The organism is Microbacterium sp. PAMC21962, from assembly GCF_019443465.1.
Taxonomy (GTDB): Bacteria; Actinomycetota; Actinomycetes; order Actinomycetales; family Microbacteriaceae; genus Microbacterium; species Microbacterium hominis.
In genome coordinates this window covers 274,265-294,574 of the sequence record NZ_CP080381.1, presented here as the reverse complement: position 1 = coordinate 294,574, position 20,310 = coordinate 274,265, and the positions used below count along the sequence as shown (strand labels likewise).

The 20,310-nt window shown below is 70.8% G+C and carries 23 protein-coding genes and 1 pseudogene; 11 read left to right on the top strand and 13 right to left on the bottom strand.

The window, feature by feature from the left end:
• Window positions 1-8: 8 nt before the first annotated feature.
• From glgC to KY498_RS01375, 3 genes are read left to right on the top strand one after another with little or no spacing between them, the layout of a single operon-like run.
• Window positions 9-1,253, top strand: a complete 1,245-nt coding sequence (gene glgC / locus KY498_RS01385; protein WP_060958675.1) for a glucose-1-phosphate adenylyltransferase — start codon at window positions 9-11, stop codon at window positions 1,251-1,253.
• Between the two features lie 20 nt (window positions 1,254-1,273).
• On the top strand, window positions 1,274-1,909 hold the full coding sequence (serB, locus tag KY498_RS01380) for a phosphoserine phosphatase SerB (RefSeq protein WP_191008663.1): 636 nt from the start codon (window positions 1,274-1,276) through the stop codon (window positions 1,907-1,909).
• 59 nt (window positions 1,910-1,968) lie between these two features.
• Window positions 1,969-2,664, top strand: coding sequence for an alpha/beta fold hydrolase (locus tag KY498_RS01375; protein WP_061781725.1), 696 nt, complete (start codon window positions 1,969-1,971; stop codon window positions 2,662-2,664).
• A 55-nt stretch (window positions 2,665-2,719) separates the two neighbouring features.
• On the opposite strand, the gene KY498_RS01370 is transcribed toward KY498_RS01375, so the two are convergent.
• A complete protein-coding gene (locus KY498_RS01370; protein WP_191008664.1) occupies window positions 2,720-3,430 on the bottom strand; it encodes a beta-ketoacyl-ACP reductase in 711 nt (236 codons plus the stop codon).
• 110 nt (window positions 3,431-3,540) lie between these two features.
• Between KY498_RS01370 and KY498_RS01365 the strand changes: the two genes are divergently transcribed.
• The 4 genes from KY498_RS01365 to KY498_RS01350 are packed head-to-tail and all read left to right on the top strand — an operon-like array spanning window position 3,541 to window position 5,658.
• Window positions 3,541-4,089, top strand: coding sequence for a DUF4190 domain-containing protein (locus KY498_RS01365; RefSeq protein ID WP_061781724.1), 549 nt, complete (start codon window positions 3,541-3,543; stop codon window positions 4,087-4,089).
• Between the two features lie 41 nt (window positions 4,090-4,130).
• A complete protein-coding gene (locus KY498_RS01360) occupies window positions 4,131-4,502 on the top strand; it encodes a DUF3099 domain-containing protein (protein ID WP_101306441.1) in 372 nt (123 codons plus the stop codon).
• Complete coding sequence (locus KY498_RS01355; RefSeq protein WP_060958680.1) at window positions 4,499-4,702, top strand: hypothetical protein; 204 nt, start codon at window positions 4,499-4,501, stop codon at window positions 4,700-4,702. The genes KY498_RS01360 and KY498_RS01355 overlap by 4 nt, the downstream gene beginning before the upstream one ends.
• Window positions 4,699-5,658 carry an SURF1 family protein gene (locus KY498_RS01350; RefSeq protein WP_191008665.1) on the top strand — a complete coding sequence of 320 codons (960 nt, stop codon included), beginning with the start codon at window positions 4,699-4,701 and terminating at the stop codon, window positions 5,656-5,658. The genes KY498_RS01355 and KY498_RS01350 overlap by 4 nt, the downstream gene beginning before the upstream one ends.
• A 22-nt stretch (window positions 5,659-5,680) precedes the next feature.
• On the opposite strand, the gene KY498_RS01345 is transcribed toward KY498_RS01350, so the two are convergent.
• On the bottom strand, window positions 5,681-7,279 hold the full coding sequence (locus tag KY498_RS01345; RefSeq protein ID WP_060958682.1) for an ABC-F family ATP-binding cassette domain-containing protein: 1,599 nt from the start codon (window positions 7,277-7,279) through the stop codon (window positions 5,681-5,683).
• Between the two features lie 140 nt (window positions 7,280-7,419).
• Here KY498_RS01345 and KY498_RS16455 point away from each other — a divergent pair.
• The 3 genes and pseudogenes from KY498_RS16455 to KY498_RS01335 form a co-directional block, all read left to right on the top strand.
• Window positions 7,420-7,587, top strand: a pseudogene (locus KY498_RS16455) (GNAT family N-acetyltransferase); the annotation flags it as partial.
• Between the two features lie 83 nt (window positions 7,588-7,670).
• Window positions 7,671-7,964 carry a hypothetical protein gene (locus KY498_RS16450; RefSeq protein ID WP_223849037.1) on the top strand — a complete coding sequence of 98 codons (294 nt, stop codon included), beginning with the start codon at window positions 7,671-7,673 and terminating at the stop codon, window positions 7,962-7,964.
• A gap of 128 nt (window positions 7,965-8,092) precedes the next feature.
• Complete coding sequence (locus KY498_RS01335) at window positions 8,093-8,725, top strand: biotin transporter BioY (protein ID WP_191009702.1); 633 nt, start codon at window positions 8,093-8,095, stop codon at window positions 8,723-8,725.
• 67 nt (window positions 8,726-8,792) lie between these two features.
• Here KY498_RS01335 and KY498_RS01330 read toward each other — a convergent pair whose 3' ends face one another.
• The 11 genes from KY498_RS01330 to sufB are packed head-to-tail and all read right to left on the bottom strand — an operon-like array spanning window position 8,793 to window position 18,993.
• Window positions 8,793-9,818 (bottom strand): ABC transporter substrate-binding protein, encoded by a 1,026-nt coding sequence (locus KY498_RS01330; protein ID WP_191008666.1) that lies wholly within the window; start codon window positions 9,816-9,818, stop codon window positions 8,793-8,795.
• A gap of 13 nt (window positions 9,819-9,831) precedes the next feature.
• Window positions 9,832-10,677, bottom strand: a complete 846-nt coding sequence (locus KY498_RS01325) for an ABC transporter ATP-binding protein (RefSeq protein ID WP_101306446.1) — start codon at window positions 10,675-10,677, stop codon at window positions 9,832-9,834.
• A complete protein-coding gene (locus KY498_RS01320; protein WP_191008667.1) occupies window positions 10,674-11,690 on the bottom strand; it encodes an iron chelate uptake ABC transporter family permease subunit in 1,017 nt (338 codons plus the stop codon). The genes KY498_RS01325 and KY498_RS01320 overlap by 4 nt, the downstream gene beginning before the upstream one ends.
• Window positions 11,687-12,700 carry an iron ABC transporter permease gene (locus KY498_RS01315; RefSeq protein WP_191008668.1) on the bottom strand — a complete coding sequence of 338 codons (1,014 nt, stop codon included), beginning with the start codon at window positions 12,698-12,700 and terminating at the stop codon, window positions 11,687-11,689. Before KY498_RS01315 ends, KY498_RS01320 begins: the two co-directional genes overlap by 4 nt.
• Entirely contained in the window at window positions 12,697-13,638 is a 942-nt protein-coding gene (locus KY498_RS01310; RefSeq protein ID WP_101306448.1) for a siderophore-interacting protein, read from the bottom strand. Before KY498_RS01310 ends, KY498_RS01315 begins: the two co-directional genes overlap by 4 nt.
• 46 nt (window positions 13,639-13,684) lie before the next feature.
• Window positions 13,685-14,845, bottom strand: coding sequence for a MalY/PatB family protein (locus KY498_RS01305; RefSeq protein ID WP_191008669.1), 1,161 nt, complete (start codon window positions 14,843-14,845; stop codon window positions 13,685-13,687).
• A 58-nt stretch (window positions 14,846-14,903) separates the two neighbouring features.
• Entirely contained in the window at window positions 14,904-15,233 is a 330-nt protein-coding gene (locus KY498_RS01300) for a metal-sulfur cluster assembly factor (protein WP_060958690.1), read from the bottom strand.
• A 10-nt stretch (window positions 15,234-15,243) separates the two neighbouring features.
• The gene (sufC, locus tag KY498_RS01295; RefSeq protein WP_101306450.1) at window positions 15,244-16,014 is read right to left on the bottom strand and encodes a Fe-S cluster assembly ATPase SufC; all 771 of its coding nucleotides are present in this window, start codon (window positions 16,012-16,014) and stop codon (window positions 15,244-15,246) included.
• 14 nt (window positions 16,015-16,028) lie between these two features.
• On the bottom strand, window positions 16,029-16,358 hold the full coding sequence (locus KY498_RS01290; RefSeq protein ID WP_060958692.1) for a non-heme iron oxygenase ferredoxin subunit: 330 nt from the start codon (window positions 16,356-16,358) through the stop codon (window positions 16,029-16,031).
• Window positions 16,355-17,575 (bottom strand): Fe-S cluster assembly protein SufD, encoded by a 1,221-nt coding sequence (gene sufD / locus KY498_RS01285; RefSeq protein WP_191008670.1) that lies wholly within the window; start codon window positions 17,573-17,575, stop codon window positions 16,355-16,357. Before sufD ends, KY498_RS01290 begins: the two co-directional genes overlap by 4 nt.
• The gene (gene sufB / locus KY498_RS01280; protein WP_060958694.1) at window positions 17,575-18,993 is read right to left on the bottom strand and encodes a Fe-S cluster assembly protein SufB; all 1,419 of its coding nucleotides are present in this window, start codon (window positions 18,991-18,993) and stop codon (window positions 17,575-17,577) included. The genes sufD and sufB overlap by 1 nt, the downstream gene beginning before the upstream one ends.
• Window positions 18,994-19,284: 291 nt before the next feature.
• Between sufB and KY498_RS01275 the strand changes: the two genes are divergently transcribed.
• Window positions 19,285-20,280 carry a heme A synthase gene (locus KY498_RS01275; protein WP_060958857.1) on the top strand — a complete coding sequence of 332 codons (996 nt, stop codon included), beginning with the start codon at window positions 19,285-19,287 and terminating at the stop codon, window positions 20,278-20,280.
• Window positions 20,281-20,310 lie beyond the last annotated feature (30 nt).

The following is a 20,310-nucleotide window of genomic DNA, read 5'->3' as shown; positions in this document are numbered from 1 at the left end:
GTGGTGGCATGCCTGCAGCGCCGAAGGTCTTCGGAATCATCCTCGCCGGGGGCGAGGGAAAGCGCCTCATGCCTCTCACGGAGGACAGAGCCAAACCCGCGGTGCCCTTCGGCGGCCAGTACCGCCTGATCGACTTCGCCATCTCGAATCTCATCAACTCGGGTCTGCGCCAGATCGTCGTGCTCACGCAGTACAAGTCGCACAGCCTCGACCGCCACGTCTCCCAGACCTGGCGCATGTCGGCGCTGCTCAACTCGTACGTGGCTTCGGTGCCGGCCCAGCAGCGCCTCGGCAAACGCTGGTTCTCCGGCTCGGCCGACGCCATCCTGCAGTCGCTGAACCTCATCCACGACGAGAAGCCCGACATCGTCGTGGTCATCGGCGCCGACCACGTGTACCGGATGGATTTCGAGCAGATGCTCGCGGCCCACATCGAGTCCGGCGCCAAGGCGACGGTCGCCGGCATCCGTCAGCCGATCGGGCTCGCCAACCAGTTCGGCGTCATCGACCTCGACCCGACGGACAACATCACGATCCGTGACTTCCTGGAGAAGCCCCAGAACCCCACGGGGCTCTCCGACGCCCCCCACGAGGTGCTCGCGTCGATGGGCAACTACATCTTCGACGCCGACGCGCTCATCGCGGCCGTCGAGGCGGACGGCGAGCTGCCCGGGTCGAACCACGACATGGGCGGCGACATCATCCCCTACTTCGTGGGGCGCGGTGAGGCCGCCGTGTACGACTTCAAGCGCAACGACGTCCCCGGCTCGACCGATCGCGATCGCGACTACTGGCGCGACGTGGGCACGATCGACTCGTTCTTCGACGCCCACATGGATCTCATCTCGACGCTGCCGATCTTCAACCTCTACAACGTCGACTGGCCGATCCACTCGCAGTCCGTGAACTCCCCGCCCGCCAAGTTCGTCCGCGACGGCGTCGGCCGCATGGGCAATGCGATCGACTCGATCGTCTCGCTCGGCTCCGTGCTCTCGGGGACGCACCTGGAACGCTCCGTCGTGGGTCCGTGGACGCTGTCGGGAGGGGGATCGACCATCACCGACTCGGTGCTGTTCGATCACGTCCAGGTCGGCGCCGGGGCGCGCGTGCATCGCGCGATCCTCGACAAGAACGTCGTGCTCGAGCCGGGCGCGACGGTCGGTGTCGACCGTGCGTTCGACCTCTCGCGCGGCTTCACGGTGACCGACAGCGGCATCACGGTGGTGGGCAAGAACGCGTACGTCGCCCGCTGACGGACCGCTAGGTTGGACGGGTGCCTGACGCCCGTTTCCTCGTCGTGTTCGACGCCGATTCCACCCTGCTGCGCAACGAGGTCATCGAGCTCATCGCCGACGAGGCGGGCCGCGGCGCCGAGGTGGCTGCCGCGACCGAGGCGGCGATGCGCGGCGAGGTCGACTTCGCGACGAGCCTGCGCTCGCGTGTGCAGGCGTTGCGCGGCGTGCCGCTGAGCGCCTTCGATCGGGTGCGGGCCCGGGTCGAGCCGACGGCGGGGGCCGCCGAGCTGGTCACGGCGATCCACCGGCGCGGCGGGCGGGCCGCGGTCGTGTCCGGCGGATTCCACGAGATCCTCGACACCGTCGCCCCGGCGTTGGGGATCGACGTCTGGCGCGCCAATCGCCTCGCGGTCGACGGCGGGGCCCTTTCCGGGCTGGTCGACGGCGAGATCGTGGATGCCGCCGGCAAGGCGTCCGCGCTGCGCGAGTGGGCCGCGGCATCCGGTGTCGCCCTCCACCGCACGATCGCCGTCGGCGACGGCGCGAACGACCTGCAGATGATGGCGGCGGCCGGGCTCGGCGTCGCGTTCAACGCGAAGCCCGCCGTGCGGCGCCAGGCCGACCTCGTCGTCGGGCCCGTCGATCTGCGCGAGCTCATCCCCCTGCTGCCTTGACGCACCGCGGCGTCGGCCACGCCCGCTCGGATGTCGGGGACCGGGCGTAGCGTGACCGCATGGACGTCATCATGATTCCCGGTCTCTGGCTCGACGCGTCGTCGTGGGACGACGTGCTGCCGCCGCTGCGCGCCGCGGGGCTGACCCCACGACCTCTGACCATGCCGGGACTCGGAGCCCCCGCCGCCGAGAGCGCCGACATCGGCATCGCCGACTGGGTGGCCGCGACCGTCGAGGCGATCGACGCGGCCGAGGGGCCCGTCGTCGTGGTCGGCCACAGCGGCGGCGGCAACGTCGCGTGGGGCGCGGCCGACGCACGTCCCGACCGGGTGGCGCGCGTCGTGCTGGTCGACACCGCGGTGCCCTACGACGGGGGCATGATCTCCGAGTTCGACCTCGTCGACGGCGTCGTGCCGTTCCCCGGCTGGGACTTCTTCGACGCCGACGACGTCGCCGATCTCGATGAGCAGACGCGGGCGCGGACCGCTCCCCTCACCCACGACGTGCCGGCGCGGGTTCCCACCGACGCCATCGCGCTGCACGACGAGCGTCGCTACCGCGTTCCCGTCACCGTGCTGTCCGGTTCACTCGGCGACGAGGAGTTCCGCGGTTTCCTGGCGCAGTGGGGCCGGTACGCCGACGAGTTCTCGGCCATCGACGACACCGAGATCGTGCGCCTGGGCAGTGGTCACTGGCCCCAGTTCTCCCAGCCGCAGCACCTCGGCGAGGCGATCGTCGCCGCCATCTCGCGCTGAGGCTCCACCGACCCTCGAGCGGACGGCGCCCCCGCGAGTCGAAACGCGCTCCCGGTCAGTGGCCCATGCCCAGGCCGCCGTCGACGGGGATCACCGCACCGGAGATGTAGCCGGCATCCTCCGAGGCGAGCCACGTCACCACACCGGCGACCTCCTCCGGCGTCGCGAACCGGCCCGCGGGGATGTTCCGCTTGTATTCGGCCTGCGTGTCCTCGGGCAGTTCGGCGGTCATGTCGGTCTCGATGAAGCCCGGGGCGACCACGTTGGCCGTGATGCCGCGGCCGCCGAGCTCGCGCGTCAGCGAGCGCGCGAAGCCGACCAGCGCCGCCTTCGACGACGAGTAGTTGATCTGTCCGGGCGAGCCGTAGAGCCCCACGACGCTGGAGATGAGGATGACGCGTCCCCACTTGGCCCGCAGCATCCCCTTGGAGGCGCGCTTGACGACGCGGAAGGTGCCGCCCAGGTTGGTCGCGACGACCGAGTCGAAGTCGTCCTCGGTCATGCGCAGCAGGAGGGTGTCCTTGGTGATGCCCGCGTTCGCGACGACGATCTCCACCGGGCCCAGCTCCCGCTCGACCTCCGCGAAGGCGGCGTCGAGGGAGGCGGCGTCGGTGACGTCGGCGCGCACCGTCAGCGTGCCCTCGGGGCCTTCCCCGGAGCGCGCCGTGACCGCCGTGCGGTAGCCCTCGGCGACGAAGCGGGCGGCGATCGCGCGGCCGATGCCGCGGTTTCCACCGGTGACGAGGACGACGCGGTCGTGCGACATGGGGGCTCCGTTCGCTGGGGATGTGACCGCCTCAGCCTAGTCGGCGCACGCCCGCTCCTCCCCCGCGGCGACGGCTCCCGATAGGCTGACATCGCGAGACAGGAGAGATCATGACCGATGCGACGAACCCTCAGTCCCCGGATGCCGCGGCCACCCCGCCGGTGACGCCGCCCACGCCCGCTCCCGCCTCCGCGCAGCCGGCGGCCCCGTACACGCCTCCGCCCGCGGCGGCTCCGGCGCCGAGCTATCAGCCGCCCGCCTACCAGCCCCCGACCTACCCGGCCGCACCGCCCGCCTACGGCGCGACCACCGGCGCTCCGATGCAACCGGCTCCCGGCGCCCCGCCCGTCTACGGCGCCGCCGCGCCCTACTACGGCGCCCCCGCACCGAAGACCAACGTGCTCGCGATCATCTCGATGATCGCCGCGATCCTCGGCTTCGTCTGGATCCTGCCCTTCATCGGCTCCCTCGGCGGCGCCATCATGGGGCACATCTCCCTCAACCAGATCAAGAAGACGGGCGAGGGCGGTCGCGGCATGGCCCTGGCCGGCGTGATCGTGGGGTGGATCGGGGTGGCGATCGCCGTCATCGGCATCGCCTTCTTCCTCTTCTTCGTGATCCTCGGGGCGACCGCGGGCACGCGCTACAGCTCGTACTGACGAGGGCCGCGCGCCGCCGATCGGCGTAGGCTGAGGGGACCGTGAAAAGCTCTCGTCCCCAGTCCGCCACCTCGTTGCCGCGCGCTCCGCGCGACGACGCGAGCGCGCGGATGACGAAGTACTTCACGATGATGGTGATCCGTGTCGCGTGCTTCGTGCTGATGGTCGCCGTCACCCCCTACGGGTGGTACACCTGGCTCTTCGGCGCGGGCGCGATGTTCCTGCCCTACTTCGCCGTCGTGATCGCGAACGTGGCCGCCGGTCCCGCCGAGCGGGCGATCCCGCCCGAGCGCGCGATCGAGTCGCCTGCCCCGCCGCCCGCCTCGGCGCAGCCGACATCTCCGGCCGCGCCGACCGTCATCCGCATCACCGAGTCGCCCGCACCTCCGACGACATCGACGGATCCGACGTGAGCGCCGCGATCTGCTCGCGCGCGGGCTGCCGCTCCGACGCCCGCTGGCAGGTGGTGTGGCGCAATCCCCGCATCCACACCGCCGACCGGCGCAAGACGTGGGCCGCGTGCGACGAGCACGTCACCTACCTGCGCGACTACCTCGCCGCCCGCGACTTCCCCGTTGACGTGATCGCCTGGGAGACGGAGACCACCGCATGAGCCCGCGCACCGCCCGACAGTCCACCGCGCTGCGCTGGGCAGGCTACGTCGCGATCGCGATGGTGTTCGCGATCGTGTGCGCCTTCCTGTCGAACTGGCAGTTCACGCGCAACGCCGACCGCGGCCGCCAGCTCGCGCTCGTCGCCGCGAACTACGACGCCGCCCCGGTGCCGTTGCGCGAACTCATCGGCCCCGACGGCGCGTTCGATCCGGACGACCAGTGGCATCCGGTGTCGCTCACCGGCGAATACCTCACCGACCAGACGCTGCTGGCCCGCAACCGGGCGCACGGCGGTACGAGCGCGTTCGAGGTGCTCGTACCCTTCCGCACCGTCGACGGCGACGTCTTCCTCGTCGATCGCGGCTGGCTGGCCCCGGGATCCGCGCAGCCGGAGCCCGACGCCATCCCCGCACCGCCGTCCGGTCAGGTGGAGGTGGTCGTGCGCCTCAAGCCGGGCGAAGCGCTGCCGAACTCGGGACGGTCGGCCCCGGACGGCCAGGTGCCGACGATCAACCTGCCGCTGGTGGCCGAGACGACGGGGCAGGCGGGACTGATCACGAGCGCGTACGGCCTCCTCGTGTCCGAAGAGCCGTCCGTCGCCGACGTGCCCAACGCGCTCGAATCGCCCTCCGACGATCCCGGACCCTACCTGTCGTACGCGATCCAGTGGATCCTCTTCGCCGTGATGGGCTTCGTGTTCATCTGGTACATGATCCGCACCGAGATCCGCCACCGTCGTGAGGACGCCGAGGATGCCGCGGCCGACGAGGCGAACGGCGCCGGTGGGAGCGGTGCGGCCGGTGGGAGCGGTGGCCCCGACGGGCCGGACGCGCCTCGCGCCCCCGCGCCCGCGGATTCCGCTGCGGCACGCCGTCGGCGGCGCCGGGAGCAGCGTCCGCGCGACCGCGACATGCAGGAAGAGGACGCCCTCCTCGACGAGCTCACCTCCCGCTGACGCGTCCCGCGCGCGGCGGGAGTCAGGCGAGGGTGATCAGGTCGACGTAGTCGCGGCCCCAGATGTCTTCGACACCGTCGGGGAGGATGAGGACGCGCTCGGGGTTGAGCGCCTGCACCGCACCCTCGTCGTGCGAGACCAGCACCACGGCGCCCTCGTAATGCGCCAGCGCACCGAGGATCTCCTCGCGTGAGGCAGGATCGAGGTTGTTCGTCGGCTCGTCGAGCAGCAGCATGTTCGCGGAGGAGACCACGAGCGTCGCCAGCGACAGCCGCGTCTTCTCTCCACCGGACAGGACTCCGGCGGGCTTGAGCACGTCGTCTCCCGTGAACAGGAACGATCCCAGCACCTTGCGGGCCTCGGTCGCGTTGATGTCGGGCGCGGCGGACATCATGTTGTCCAGCACGGAGCGGTCGACGTCGAGGTTCTCGTGCTCCTGCGCGTAGTACCCGATCTTCAAGCCGTGGCCCGGTTCGATGACACCCGTGTCCGCCTTGTCCACGCCGGCGAGGATGCGCAGCAGGGTGGTCTTGCCGGCACCGTTCAGCCCCAGCACCACCACCTTGGATCCGCGGTCGATCGCGAGGTCGACATCGGTGAAGATCTCCAGCGAGCCGTACGACTTCGACAGGTTCTTCGCCATGAGCGGCGTCTTGCCGCAGGGCGCCGGCTTCGGGAAGCGCAGCTTCGCGACGCGGTCCTCCTGGCGGGCCTCCTCGAGGCCGGACAGCATCTTCTCCGCACGGGCGACCATCTGGTGCGCCGCGGCGGCCTTCGACGCCTTCGCACCGAAGCGCGCGGCCTGCAGCTGCAGCGCCGTGGCCTTCTTCTCGATGTTGGCGCGCTCCTTCTTGCGGCGCTCCTCGTCGGCCACCCGCTGGCGCAGGTAGTTCTTCCAGTTCATGTTGTAGACGTCGATGACCTGGCGCATGGCGTCGAGGTAGAAGACGCGGTTGACCGTCTCCCCCACGAGCTCGACGTCGTGGCTGATGACGATCAGGCCGCCCTTGTAGTTCTTGAGGAACTCGCGCAGCCATACGACACTGTCGGCGTCGAGGTGGTTGGTGGGCTCGTCGAGGATCATCGTCTGCGCGTCGGAGAACAGGATGCGGGCGAGCTCGATGCGGCGGCGCTGACCGCCGGACAGCGTCTTGAGCGGCTGGTCGAGGATGCGGTCGGGAAGCGACAGGTTGTGGGCGATGGATGCCGCCTCGGACTCGGCCGCGTAGCCGCCCAGAGCCTCGAAGCGCTCCATGAGGTTGCCGTAGCGACGCATCGCCTTGGCGGCTACCTTCTCATCGGCATCCCCCATCTGCAGGGACGACTCCTGCATCTGCAGGGCGAGCGTCCCGAGACCGCGGGCGTCCAGGATGCGGGTTCGCGCGAGCATCTCGGGGTCGCCGGAGCGCGGGTCCTGAGGCAGATAGCCGAGCTCGCCGGAGCGTTCGACGCTGCCGTCGGCCGGGAGGAGGTCGCCCGCGAGCACCTTCGTCAGCGTCGTCTTGCCGGCGCCGTTGCGACCGACCAGACCGATCTTGTCGCCGTCCGACACGCGGAACGACACCTCCGACATGAGCGTTCGAGCGCCCACGCGGATCTCGAGATCGTGCACGGCCAGCACAGCAGACGTCCATTCTTCAGTGAGGGAGAGCGACCCGGAGGCGGGCCAGCCTCCCAGTCTACCGTCGCGACGGGTACGGTCCGCCCGGCGGTGTCTCCATCCCGTCTCCGACGAGCCGGTACGGTGCCAGACTCGATCGCATGCGTGTGCGCCCGTTCGCCGATGACGACCTGTCGCTGCCCTTCCTCGGCATGATCCCTTTCCGCGCCGATCGCTGGCGCGACGCACACACGCGCTCGGCAGTGCTGGAGATCGACGGACGGCCCGTAGGCGCCGGCATCATGTGGACGTCGCGCGTGCACGGCGACCGGTATTGGGTGACGATCGTCGTCGATCCGGCGTCGAGACGCCGCGGCTACGGAACGGCGACCTACGCGTGGACCCACGCCGAGTGGTCACCGGTCGCGTCGACGGCGACATCGTCGCCCTCTCGCTCGTGTATCGCGACTCCACTCCCCCGATCCTCACCGCGGAGACGACGTCCCGGGCCGCGTCGGACGGCGAGAGGCTGGTCGAAGCGAGCGTCCGACGCTCGCTGGACGTCCTCGCGGGTCGCGGCATCGATCTCGTCACGTTCGACGGACACGTCACCGACCCGCACTTCCTCCCCGTGTGGGCCCGGCTCGCTCCGGCCGGACGATGGTTCCGGTTGGTGGAGATTCCTCCCGCCGGCGGTGGTGGCTGACTCGGCTCGCCTGCTGTTGTCCCTCAGCGACAACGAAACCGCGCCTCTTCCATCGATGTCGGCCAGGTGCCGGTGATGGTGACGCCCTAGGCTGAGCCGTGACCCGTCCGCCTCTCGAAGGAGACCGCATGTCCCTCGCCGCCGCCGGCCGCCGCCCCGTCCTCGCCGACCTCATCGCACGCCCGACCGATCGCGCGCGCGCCGTCGCCCTCGACGCCGCCCTCGTGCTCGCCGGCGCGGCCTTCGTCGCGATCCTGGCGCAGGTCGAGGTTCCGCTCTGGCCCGTGCCGATCACCGGTCAGACCCTCGCCGTGGTCGTCGTCGGCGCCGCACTGGGCGCACGCCGCGGCGCCGCCGCCCTCGCGACCTACCTGGTGGCGGGACTGGCCGGCCTCCCCGTCTTCGCCGGCTTCACGGGGACGATCGCCGCCGTCGCCAAGCCGAGCTTCGGCTTCATCATCGGCTTCGTGTTCGCCGCCTACGTCGCGGGCTGGTTCGCCGAGCGCGCGTGGGACCGCAAGCCCGTGCTCGCTTTCGTCGGCTTCGTCGCCGCCAGCATCGTCCCCTTCCTGTTCGGCGTGCCGTACATGGCGTTCATCCTGAACACGGTGCTCGGGATGGACCTCGGCGTGCAGGAGATCCTTGCGGCCGGCGTCACGCCGTTCATCGTCGGCGGCATCGTCAAAGCCGCGCTCGCGGCCCTGCTGATCCCCGCCGCCTGGGCCGGCGTGCGAGCGATCGAGCGCAACGCGCGACGCTGACACCCGCGCGAACGAGGAAGGCCCCGACCATGCCGGTCGGGGCCTTCCTCTCTTTCCGGCGACGAGCTCAGCCCTTGGCCGCGGCGACGGCCGCGGCGAGCTTCTCGGTCAGCGTCGGCAGCGCCCAGGGCAGGGTCAGCGCGGTCGGCGACACGGCCGCCACGTTCTCCGCGCCCACCATCGCCGCGACGGCGCCCTTCTGCACCGCCGGAATGAGCGACGCCCGCGACGAGCCGAGGAACTCGTCGAGAGTGGCCTGGTCCTCGGCCTGGGTGAACAGCACCTGGGAGTCGATCTTGTCGAGGTTCTCCTGGCTCACGGTCGTGTAGAACGTGCCCTTGCCCGTGTCGAGAGCCGACACGCTGGGCGGCGAGACGAAGCCGAGGTCCTCGAGGATCTCCACCCGCGGATCGGAGGGCAGATAGAGGTAGAACGTGTCGACGTCGTCGTCCACGTAGGCGATGGTCGTGCCCGCGAACTCGGGGTGGGCCGCCGCGGCATCCGCGACCTGGGCATCGAGGCTCGCCAGCAGCGCGCTCGCCTCGGTGCTCATCCCGAGGGCCTTGCCCGTGATCGTGACGACATCGCGCCACGGGGTGGTCCACGGCGCGTCCGGATAGGCGACGACGGGGATGCCGGCGGCCGTCACGGCGTCGTACTCCTTCTGCGTGAGCCCGGAGTACGGGGCGAGCAGGACGTCGGGGTTCGTCTTCAGGAGCGCCTCGACCGGGATCTCGTTCGCGCTCGCGTCGAGGATCTCGGGCTTGGTGCCGCCGAGCTTGTCGACGGCCTCGGCGATCCACGGCGGCATCTTGTCGTCGCCGCCGGAGTAGGTGTCCGCCGGGATCGCGACCGGCTGGATGCCGAGGGCGAGCACCGCGTCGGTGGCACCCCATCCCCACGTCGCGATGCGTTCCGGCTTCTTCTCGATCGTCGTGGATCCCAGCGCGGAGTCGATGGTGACGGGGAATCCGTCGCTCGCGGCGGCGGAGTCTGTCGGAGCGCTCGCCGTTCCGGCGGCGCAGCCCGACAGCAGGAGCGCTGTCGCGGTGACGATCGTGGCAAGGCCGAGGGCCGTGCGGAGTCTTCTCATGGGGGTTCCTCTCTCAGGGACGTTCTGACGGTGCGGCATCCGCGGCGACGGGTGCGCCGGAGGCCGCGGGGACGGGGATGATGAGCGGGGTGGCGGTGAGCGGGTCGGGCATCACGAGCGCGCGCAGGCCGAACGCGGTCTGCACGACCTCCGCGGTCAGCACGTCCGCGGGGGTGCCGTGCGCGACCACCGCGCCGTCGTGCATCACGACGAGCTCGTCGGCGTAGCGTGCGGCGAGGTTGAGATCGTGCAGGACGGCCACGACGGTCGTGCCGCGGCTGCGGTTGAGCTCCCGGAGCAGGTCGAGCACGTCGAGCTGGTGGCTGAGGTCGAGGAACGTGGTCGGCTCGTCCAGGAGGAGGATGCGGGGGTCCTGCGCGAGCGCCATCGCGATCCACACACGCTGGCGCTGACCGCCGGAGAGGTCTCCGACGGGTCGCGCCGCGAGGTCGGTCACCCCCGTCCACGCCATCGCCTCGTCGACGCGGGCGGAGTCCTCGGCGCTCCACCGCGCGAGCAGTCCGCGATGCGGGTGGCGTCCGCGACCGACGAGCTCCGACACCGTCACACCGTCCGGAGCGGTCGGATGCTGCGGAAGGAGTCCGACCGTCTGCGCGAACCGGCGACGAGGCACGGAGCGCACGTCGACGTCGTCCACCTCGACCCGACCGGCGAGCGGCGTGTGGAGACGGGCCAGGGTTCCGAGGAGGGTCGACTTGCCCGACGCGTTCGCCCCGATGATCATCGTGATCCGACCGGGAGCGATCTCGAGGTCGAGGCCGTCGATCACGCGCCGACCGGGGTATCCGGCGGCGAGGCCGCGAGCGGCGAGGCGGGGAGAGGCGGATGCCGGGATCACAGCTGCCGTCCTTTCGAGGTGGCGAGGAGCCAGAGGAGGAAGAGGGCGCCGACCGCACCGGTCACGATGCCGACGGGGAGCGACATGCCGGGGATCGCGAACTGCGCGACGAGGTCGGCCGCCAGCAGCAGCACGGCGCCGACCACACCGCTGGTGACCACGCCGACCGCGCCCTGACGCAACAGGGCGCGCGCGATCGCCGGGGCGCACAGCGCGATGAAGGAGATCGGGCCGACGAAGGCGGAGGTCGCGGCCGTCAGCAGCACCGCTGCAGCCACCACGACGATGCGGACGGCCCCGCTGGCGACGCCGAGGCCGTTCGCGGTCTCGTGTCCGAGCTGCGTGATCGGAAGCCACCGGCCCGCGACCACGAGCGCGGGGACGAGCAGGATCAGGATCCCGCCCACCGTCGCCACCTGCCACCAGGGTGTGGAGGCCAGGCTGCCGGTCAGCCACAGCAGGGCGAGCCGCGCTTCCTCGACCTTCGCGCGCACCATCATCAGGTTGATGAGGGCGGCCGAGAGGAACGAGATGCCGATACCGGCCAGGATCAGGCGGAATCCTCCGTCGCGCAGGGTGCGTCCCGCGACGAGGAGGAGCGCGGCGACCGCGATCCCGCCCGCGAACGCGAACGCGACCAGCACGGGACCGGTGGTGCCGAAGACGAGGATCGCGGTGACCGCGGCCACGCCGCTGCCGCCGGAGATGCCGAGCAGGTCAGGGCTGGCGAGCGGATTGCCGAGGTAGGTCTGCAGGAGGGCCCCCGCGACCCCGAGCGCCGCGCCGGCGACGACCGCCATGGCGGCGCGCGGCGCGCGCACCTGGAACACGACGTACTGCTCGATGCGCGTTCCGGAGCCGGTCAGCGTCTGCCACAGCCGGTCGGGGGCCAGCGGGTAGTCGCCCACCGACAGGGCGACGGCGATGACGACGACCGCGACGAGCGCGAGGACACCGACGACCCGCATCCGCCGTCGGGCGACGGTGCGGCGCACGGCGAGCGACGCGCTCACAGGGCGCTCCGGCGGGGCTGGAGGACGAGTGCGATGAGCAGCGGAGCGCCGATGACGGCCACCACGATGCCGGCTTGCACCTCGCCCGGCAGCGCGACGACGCGTCCGACGATGTCGGCCAGGAGCAGGATGGCCGCGCCGTACGGGATCGCGAGGGCGAGCAGGCGGCCGTAGCTGCCGCCGACGAGCGGGCGCAGCGCATGCGGGACGAGCAGCCCGAGGAACACGATCGGACCGGCGATGGCGGTCGCTCCCCCGCACAGCAGCACGGTCGCCAGGATGCCGAGGGCACGGCTGCGGGTGACGTCGTGTCCGAGGCCCGCCGCCGCTTCCGGGCCGAGAGCGATGAGGTCGAGGCCGCGCGCCGCAGCGAGGGCGAGGACGGCCCCGACCAGGATCGCCGGGAGGACCAGGAGCACGGCGTCGAGCCCGCGGGCGGTCAGACCACCCACCGACCAGTAGCGGTAGACGTCGAGCGCGTAGACGTTCGTGTTGAGGATGAGGAAGGTCACGGCGGTGAGTCCGGCCGTGACGGCGGCGCCGGTCAGCGCGAGCCTCGCCGGGCTCGACGCATCCGGCCCGCGGCCGCCGATCGCGGTGACCACCAGGGCGGCCAGAGCGGCCCCGACGAACGCGAACCAGACGAACCCGTCCGGACGCGACAGCCCGAACAGCGTGATCGCACCGAGGACCGCGACCGAGGCCCCGGCGTTGATGCCGAGCAGACCGGGGTCGGCGAAGGGGTTGCGGGTGAGCCCCTGCATCACGGTGCCCGCGAGCGCCAGCGCGGCGCCGGCGCAGACGCCGATGATCGTGCGCGGGATCCGCTGCGTGAGGACCACGACCTGATCGGCGTCGGCGGTGCCTCCCCCGACGAGGGCCTGCCACACCGCGGCAGGCGCGATCGGACGGGCGCCCACCGTCAACGAGAGGATCACGAGCACGGCCAGCAGGGCGGCGCCGATCACCGCGACGACGAGGGTGCGTCGCGGTCGTCGCGGCGCGGTCATTCGACGCGCTCGGCCTGGCCGAGGCGCCAGTAGCCCATGAAGGCGACCCGCTTGCGGTCGACACCGCAGCCGGAGACGAGCAGCCGGCGCAGCGTCTTGACCGTGCCCGCCTCGCCCGCGATCCAGGAGTAGAACTCGCCGTCGCCGTCTTCCGGGCTGTCCCACAGCAGATCGCGATCCACATCGATGTCGTCGAGCACCTGCGGCCGCGGCGAGGCGGCGCGCGCCAGCACGTCGCCGTGCGCGGCGGTCCAGGTCGTGATCGCATCGATGAGCGCGAGACCGTGGGCGCGGTCGCCGCGGGCGATCCAGCTCAGCCGCGTCGCGGAGGTCGCCGGCAGCGCGGGGCGCAGGGCGTCCTCCGCCGTGGGCACCTCGATGAACGCGTCGACCTCGCAGCGCGGGTCGAGCGACTCCAGGATGCCGCAGATGGCCGGCGCCGCGGTCTCGTCGCCGGCGAGAAGGAGACGGCGCGCCGATCCGGGGTGCCAGTCGATGCCGACCCGTGACTGGGGACTGCGCTCGTCCGGACCGACGATGATCAGCTCGTCGCCGATGCGAGCACCGTCCGCCCAGGCCCCGGCCGGGCCGGCATCGTGGTGGATGACGAAGTCGACGTCCAGCTCGCGCGCCGCGGCATCCACCCGGCGCACGGTGTAGGTACGGAACGGATTGCGCTGATCGGCGGGCAGCGCGCGCCACCGGTCGTACCAGTCCCCCGCCTCCTCGTCCTGGCCCAGGTCGGCGAAACCACCCGGGATGCCGGGGAGCGGCAGCACGATCTTGATGCGCTGGTCGAGTCCGGCGGTGCCGAACCATTCGAGCTGCGGACTCGTGAACGTCACGCGCACGTAGTGCGGGGCGAGTCTGCGGACGGCCTGCACGCGGACGGAATACGGGCGGTACGCAGGGCGGACGGCGGTCGGGGCGGCAGACACCCTCTAAGGGTAGCCTTACCTTCCGGCGTTGTCACACCGGCCCGGGTCAGCGCGTCGTCAGGGCACCGATCCGCTCGACGGCGGCGGTGAGCACCTCGGGCGCGCAGCCGAAGTTGATGCGCACCCACCCGTCCCCCTGGCGCCCGAACTGCGGGCCGTGATGGAGCGCGACTCGCGCCTCCGCCAAGATGCGCGCCGCGGGATCCTCGCCCCACCCGTAGGCGCCGAGATCGACCCACGCGAGGTATCCCGCCTCCGGCACCCGGTAGCGCGCGGCCGGCAGCTGCTGGGCCAGCAGGTCGGCGAGAAGGCGGCGGTTGAGGTCCAGCCGCGTGCGCAGGCCGTCCAGCCAGCCGTCGGATGCCGCGTCGAACGCGGCGATGCTCGCGATCGCGCCGAACAGGCCCGTGCGCCACTCGACCTCGGCGGGCAGGCCGGCGACCACGGCCGCGGTCCGCGCGTCCGCCGTGATCATCAGCGCGCACTTGAGGCCCGCGAGGTTGAACGCCTTGGACGAGCTCGTGACCGTGTAGCCGACCGCCGCCGCCGTCTCCGACGCGGCGAGGAACGGCGTGTAGGGCACCTCGTCGTAGGTCAGCGGCGCGTGGATCTCGTCGCTGATCACCACGGCATCGTGACGGGCGACGACCTCCGCGAGCGCTGCGAGGTCGGCGGCGCGGTGAACGGTCCCCGTCGGATTGTGCGGGTTGCACAGCAGCACGGCGCGGGCACCGGCGGCGAGGGCCGCCTCGATCCCGTCGAGGTTGAGCTCCCACCCGGCCCCCGTGTCGGTCAGCGGCACCGCCTCGACGCGGCATCCCGCCTCTTCGACGCACATCGCGAACGGCGGGTAGACCGGCGGCGTGATCACCACCGCATCGCCCGGAGACGTGACGGCGCGGATGATCTCGACCACGCCCATCATGACGTCGCCGGTGGAGCGCACGCGGGCGGGGTCCACGTCCCAGCCGAACCGCCGCCGCGCGAACGCCGCGAACGCATCCCGCAGACCGAGGTCGGGCGGCGTGTACCCGGTGTCGCCGAGTTCCACGGCCGTCGCTAGGGCCCGCGTGATCGGGGCGGCGAGCGGGAAGTCCGTCTCCGCGACGAAGAGCGGCAGCACATCGGCGCCGAAGGTGCGCCATTTCGTGCTGGACCGGCGTCGCAACGTCTCCAACGGCAGGGCCTCGAGGGGAAGGGTGCTCACCCGTCGAGCCTATCGAGGCGCGGCGCCGCGGCCGGTGCCCGACGTCACGACATGACGCTCAGATCGCGAAGCCGAGGGCCCGCATCATGTCGCGGCCGTCGTCCGTGATCCGCTCGGGGCCCCACGGCGGCATCCACACCCAGTTGATGCGGAACCGTTCGACGACCTCGTCCAGGGCCTGCGCGGTCTGCTCCTCGAGCACGTCGGTGAGCGGACAGCCGGCCGAGGTCAGCGTCATGTGGATGACGAGCGCGTCGTTCTCCTCGTCCCAGCTGAGGTCGTAGATGAGTCCGAGGTCGACGACGTTGATCCCGAGCTCGGGATCCATCACGTCCTTGAGGGCCTCGGTGACCTCGTCGTACTTCTCGGGGTTGAGCGTCGCGGTCATGCCTTCGATCCTAGGCCTCGACGACGTCGGAGGGCTCGAGGTAGCGGTCGTAGCCCTCGTCCTCGAGACGCTCGGCGAGCTCGGGGCCGCCCTCCTCCGCGACGCGGCCCTTGACGAGCACGTGCACGTAGTCCGGCGTGATGTAGCGGAGGATGCGGGTGTAGTGCGTGATCAGCAGAACGCCCAGGTCGGTCGCCTCCTTGGCGCGGTTCACGCCCTCCGAGACGATCTTGAGCGCGTCGACGTCGAGGCCCGAGTCGGTCTCGTCGAGCACCGCGATGGCGGGCTTGAGCAGCTCGAGCTGGAGGATCTCGTGACGCTTCTTCTCGCCGCCCGAGAAGCCCTCGTTGACGTTGCGCGCCGCGAACTTCGGGTCCATGCGGAGGTTCTTCATGGCCGCCTTGACGTCCTTGGTCCACGTGCGGATCGCCGGGGCCTCGCCGTCGATCGCGGTCTTGGCGGTGCGCAGGAAGTTCGTGACGGTGACGCCCGGGATCTCGACCGGGTACTGCATCGCCAGGAAGAGGCCGGCACGCGCGCGCTCGTCGACCGACATCGCGAGGACGTCTTCGCCGTCGAGGGTGATCGTGCCCTGCGTGACGGTGTACTTCGGGTGCCCGGCGATCGTGTACGCCAGCGTCGACTTGCCCGAGCCGTTGGGGCCCATGATCGCGTGGGTCTCGCCGGTGCGGACGGTGAGGTCGACGCCGTTGAGGATCGGGGTCTGGCCCGCGTCGGTCTCGACCGTCACGTGGAGGTCGCGGATCTCGAGAACAGCCATGTCAATTACCTTCTTCAGTTCACTTCTTTGAGGACGGTGGGATCGATGAGGACGTCGTCCCCGTCGATCGTGACCGCATAGACGGGCACCGGCTCGTAGGCCGGGAGGTTCAGGGGCCGGCCGGTGCGCAGGGAAAACGCCGAGCCGTGGGCCCAGCACTCGAGCGTGTCGCCCTCGACGAAGCCGTCCGACAGCGAGATGTCGCCGTGCGTGCAGGTGTCGCCGATGGCGTGCACCTCGCCGTTGGAGTCGAGGACGACCGCCATCGGCACACCGTCGATCTCGACGCGCACGGCCGTGTCCTGCTCGAGGTCGCTCAGGTTCAGCACTTTCTGCGCGGTCACTCGGCCGCTCCCTCGGCGTCCGACGCGAGGGCGAGCTCGTCCTCGATGGCGGCGATCAGCTCGTCCTGCAGGTCGGCGACGTCGATCTTCTGGACGATCTCGGCGAGGAAGCCGAGCACGACCAGACGCCGCGCCTCCTCCTCGGCGATGCCGCGGGCCTGCAGGTAGAACAGCTGCTCGTCGTCGAACCGCCCGGTGGCGCTCGCGTGACCGGCGCCGCGGATGTCGCCCGTCTCGATCTCGAGGTTCGGGATCGAGTCGGCGCGCGCCCCGTCGGTGAGCACGAGGTTGCGGTTCGCCTCGTAGGAGTCGGTGCCCACGGCATCCGGCCCGATGAGCACGTCGCCGATCCAGACGCTGCGCGCGGACTCGCCCTGCAGCGCACCCTTGTACAGCACGTCGCCGACGGTCTGCGCGCCCTTGTGGTGCAGGTAGACCTGGCTCTCGAGGTGCTGGCCCGCGTCGGAGAACGCGAGGCCGTACAGCTTGCCCTCGGCGCCCGTACCCGCGAGCTCGACCGAGGGGTTCACGCGGACCACGCGTCCGCCGAGGCTCACCACGACGTGCGTGAGCGTGGCGTCGCGGTCGACGCGCGCCTGGTGCGACGCGAGATGGATCGCATCGTCGTCCCAGCGCTGCACGGACACGACGGTCAGCGCGGCGCCGTCGCGGACGATGATCTCGACGTTCTGGGCCTGCTGGGCGCTGCCCTCGTGACGCAGCACGACGGTGGCGCGCGACTGGGCCTGCGCTTCGATGACGACGTGCGCGTGGGCGACGCCGCCGCGGCCGGTGAGTCGCACGAGCACCGGCTCGTCGAGCTCGACGCCCGCGGGGATGCGGATGAGGGGCGCGTCGGCCTCCTGCGTCCAGGCGATCGCGCTCACGCGATCCTCGGGACGGAACACCTCGCCGCGCGGAGCCTCACCGATCGCGAGACGCGACTGGTGGACGGCGTCGGGCGCGCTCACCTCGACGCCGATGACGTCGTGCGGGGCGGGCTCGTCGCGCAGCAGGTCGCCCAGGAGGGCCACCGGCGTGTGCTTCCAGTTCACCTCGCGTCCCGTCGGCATGCCGAAGTCGGCGGGGTCGAACGAGGTCGGTCGCTCCGACCGGGTCTGCACCGGCACCACCTTGGAGACCAGCGAGGCCGCAGGGTCGATGTGACCCTCCGCCCGGGTGCTCGCATCGGCGGGGGTCTGCGTCACTGTCGTCATCAGCCGACGGATCCTTCCATGCCCATCTCGATGAGCTTGTTCAGCTCGAGGGCGTACTCCATGGGCAGCTCACGCGCGATCGGCTCGATGAACCCGCGCACGATCATCGCCATCGCCTCGTCCTCGGGCATGCCGCGGCTCATCAGGTAGAACAGCTGCTCCTCGCTCACCTTCGACACGGTCGCCTCGTGACCGAGCTGGACGTCGTCCACGCGGATGTCGATGGCGGGGTACGTGTCGGAGCGGGAGATCGTGTCGACCAGGAGCGCGTCGCAGCGCACGGTGTTGGCGGAGTGGTGCGCCTCCGGCGACACCCGCACCTCGCCGCGGTAGCCGGCGCGGCCGCCGCCGCGCGCGATCGACTTCGAGACGATCGAGGACTGCGTGTACGGCGCCATGTGGATCATCTTGGCGCCGGCGTCCTGGTGCTGACCGGGGCCCGCGAAGGCGACCGACAGGGTCTCGCCCTTGGCGTGCTCGCCCATGAGGTAGATCGACGGATACTTCATCGTCACCTTGGAGCCGATGTTGCCGTCGATCCACTCCATCGTCGCGCCCTCGTGGGCGATGGCCCGCTTGGTGACGAGGTTGTAGACGTTGTTCGACCAGTTCTGGATCGTGGTGTAGCGCACCCGCGCGTTCTTCTTCACGATGATCTCGACGACCGCCGAGTGCAGCGAGTCGCTCTTGTAGATCGGCGCGGTGCAGCCTTCGATGTAGTGGACGTAGCTGTCCTCGTCGGCGATGATGAGCGTCCGCTCGAACTGGCCCATGTTCTCGGTGTTGATGCGGAAGTACGCCTGCAGCGGGATCTCCACGTGCACGCCCTTCGGCACGTACACGAACGATCCCCCCGACCACACGGCCGTGTTGAGGGCGGCGAACTTGTTGTCGCCGGCGGGGATCACGGTGCCGAAGTACTCCTGGAAGAACTCCGGGTGCTCGCGCAGGGCCGTGTCGGTGTCCATGAAGATGACGCCCTGGGCCTCGAGGTCCTCACGGATCTGGTGGTACACGACCTCGGACTCGTACTGCGCGGCGACGCCGGCGACCAGTCGCTGGCGCTCCGCCTCGGGGATGCCGAGCTTCTCGTACGTCTCACGGATCTCCGCGGGGAGGTCTTCCCAGGACTGCGCCTGCTTCTCGGTGGAGCGCACGAAGTACTTGATGTTGTCGAAGTCGATGTCCGACAGGTCGGCACCCCAGGTGGGCATCGGTTTGCGGCCGAAGAGCTGATACCCCTTCAGACGGGTCTTCAGCATCCACTCCGGCTCGTCCTTGAGGGCCGAGATCCCCCGGACCACGTCCTCGTTGATGCCGCGCTGCGCGACGGCGCCCGCGGCGTCGGTGTCGTGCCAGCCGAACTCGTAGACGCCGAGCCCCTCGAGTTCGGGGCGGTCGATGAGCACATCCGACATGGGTTTGCCTCCTTCGTGCCCGGCGGTGTCATCCGCTCCGGCATTCCTGCGCCTGCGCCTGTCTCACGATCGGAGTGTCGTGGGCGAAGGTCGGATGCCGCTTTCAGGGCCGTTTTCGTGTCGTTTTCTCCGACGTGGTCTGCGTCGGGGCCCGCACCTCGCGCGCCTAGACTGTAGGGGGCGTGACGCGCTTCGCGCGCCGCTGTTCCCACCCCTTCAGTCTACAGGCAACACCCCGACACGGGCGTGGCCGGCGCCCGTTCGGGCACGCATCCGGGAGGCGACCCCACCATGTCCGCACCGCAGACCTCCGCTCCTGACGCCCCGACGACCGCGAGCGGTTCGGGCTCCGGCCGCTCGCTGGCCTCGCGCCTTCCCGCGCGTGTCGGACGCAGCACCCGTGTCCTGGCCTGGCTCGTCCTCGTCAGCAACGTCGTCATCGTCGGCACCGGTGGCCTCGTGCGGCTCACCGGCTCGGGGATGGGATGCGAGACGTGGCCGTACTGCACCCCCGAGTCGCTGGTGCCGACCCAGGAGCTCGGCATCCACGGCCTCATCGAGTTCGGCAACCGCACCCTCACCGGCGTGCTGGTGATCGTGGCCCTCCTCGCCTTCCTCTCCGTCGTGCGCCTGTGGCGCACCCGTCCCGAGCTGCCACGTCTCACGCTCGCCATCGGCATCGGCATCATCCTGCAGGCCGTCATCGGCGGCATCACCGTGTGGCTGCACCTGCACCCGAGCATCGTGGGCCTGCACTACCTGCTGTCGGCGGCCCTGGTGGCGATCGCGGCCGCGTACGTGGTCCGCGTGTACGCGACACCCGGGCCGCGGGAGCGCGCAGTCGCCCGGGGCTACGCGATCCTCACCCACGTCACCAGCGCGGTCGTGCTGATCACGGTCGTGATCGGCATCCTCTTGACCGGCTCGGGACCGCACGCGGGCGACGACGCGGCCGCCCGCAACGGTCTGGACCCGATCTTCTGGCAGCACGTGCACAGCTGGCCCGCCTACACCCTGTTCGCCCTGACGATCGTGCTCTTCGCCTGGTCCTTCCGGATGCCGGGCGCCCTGCGCCTGCCGCTGTGGACGGGGCTGCTGCTGGGCGTGGAGCTCGTGCAGATCGCGATCGGGCTCTGGCAGGCCCGCACGGGTCTGCCGATCGTGCTGGTCAACATCCACATGGTGCTCGCCGTCTGCCTCGTGGCGGCGATGACGGCCGTGGTGCTGCACCTGAAGGCTCCCCGTGCCATGCTGGCTGACGGCGTGCGGTCCACAGCGACCTCATAGCCCGCGCATCACTCCTCCCCTGGTGGTTCG

What these genes read in the sequence shown, in the direction of transcription:
- glgC (WP_060958675.1), top strand. Translation starts at nt 9, where the DNA reads ATGCCTGCAGCGCCGAAGGTCTTCGGAATCATCCTCGCCGGGGGCGAG.
- KY498_RS01375 (WP_061781725.1), top strand. Translation starts at nt 1,969, where the DNA reads ATGGACGTCATCATGATTCCCGGTCTCTGGCTCGACGCGTCGTCGTGG.
- KY498_RS01370 (WP_191008664.1), bottom strand. Translation starts at nt 3,430, where the DNA reads ATGTCGCACGACCGCGTCGTCCTCGTCACCGGTGGAAACCGCGGCATC.
- KY498_RS01365 (WP_061781724.1), top strand. Translation starts at nt 3,541, where the DNA reads ATGACCGATGCGACGAACCCTCAGTCCCCGGATGCCGCGGCCACCCCG.
- KY498_RS01350 (WP_191008665.1), top strand. Translation starts at nt 4,699, where the DNA reads ATGAGCCCGCGCACCGCCCGACAGTCCACCGCGCTGCGCTGGGCAGGC.
- KY498_RS01335 (WP_191009702.1), top strand. Translation starts at nt 8,093, where the DNA reads ATGTCCCTCGCCGCCGCCGGCCGCCGCCCCGTCCTCGCCGACCTCATC.
- KY498_RS01330 (WP_191008666.1), bottom strand. Translation starts at nt 9,818, where the DNA reads ATGAGAAGACTCCGCACGGCCCTCGGCCTTGCCACGATCGTCACCGCG.
- KY498_RS01315 (WP_191008668.1), bottom strand. Translation starts at nt 12,700, where the DNA reads ATGACCGCGCCGCGACGACCGCGACGCACCCTCGTCGTCGCGGTGATC.
- KY498_RS01300 (WP_060958690.1), bottom strand. Translation starts at nt 15,233, where the DNA reads ATGACCGCGACGCTCAACCCCGAGAAGTACGACGAGGTCACCGAGGCC.
- sufC (WP_101306450.1), bottom strand. Translation starts at nt 16,014, where the DNA reads ATGGCTGTTCTCGAGATCCGCGACCTCCACGTGACGGTCGAGACCGAC.
- sufD (WP_191008670.1), bottom strand. Translation starts at nt 17,575, where the DNA reads ATGACGACAGTGACGCAGACCCCCGCCGATGCGAGCACCCGGGCGGAG.
- sufB (WP_060958694.1), bottom strand. Translation starts at nt 18,993, where the DNA reads ATGTCGGATGTGCTCATCGACCGCCCCGAACTCGAGGGGCTCGGCGTC.
- KY498_RS01275 (WP_060958857.1), top strand. Translation starts at nt 19,285, where the DNA reads ATGTCCGCACCGCAGACCTCCGCTCCTGACGCCCCGACGACCGCGAGC.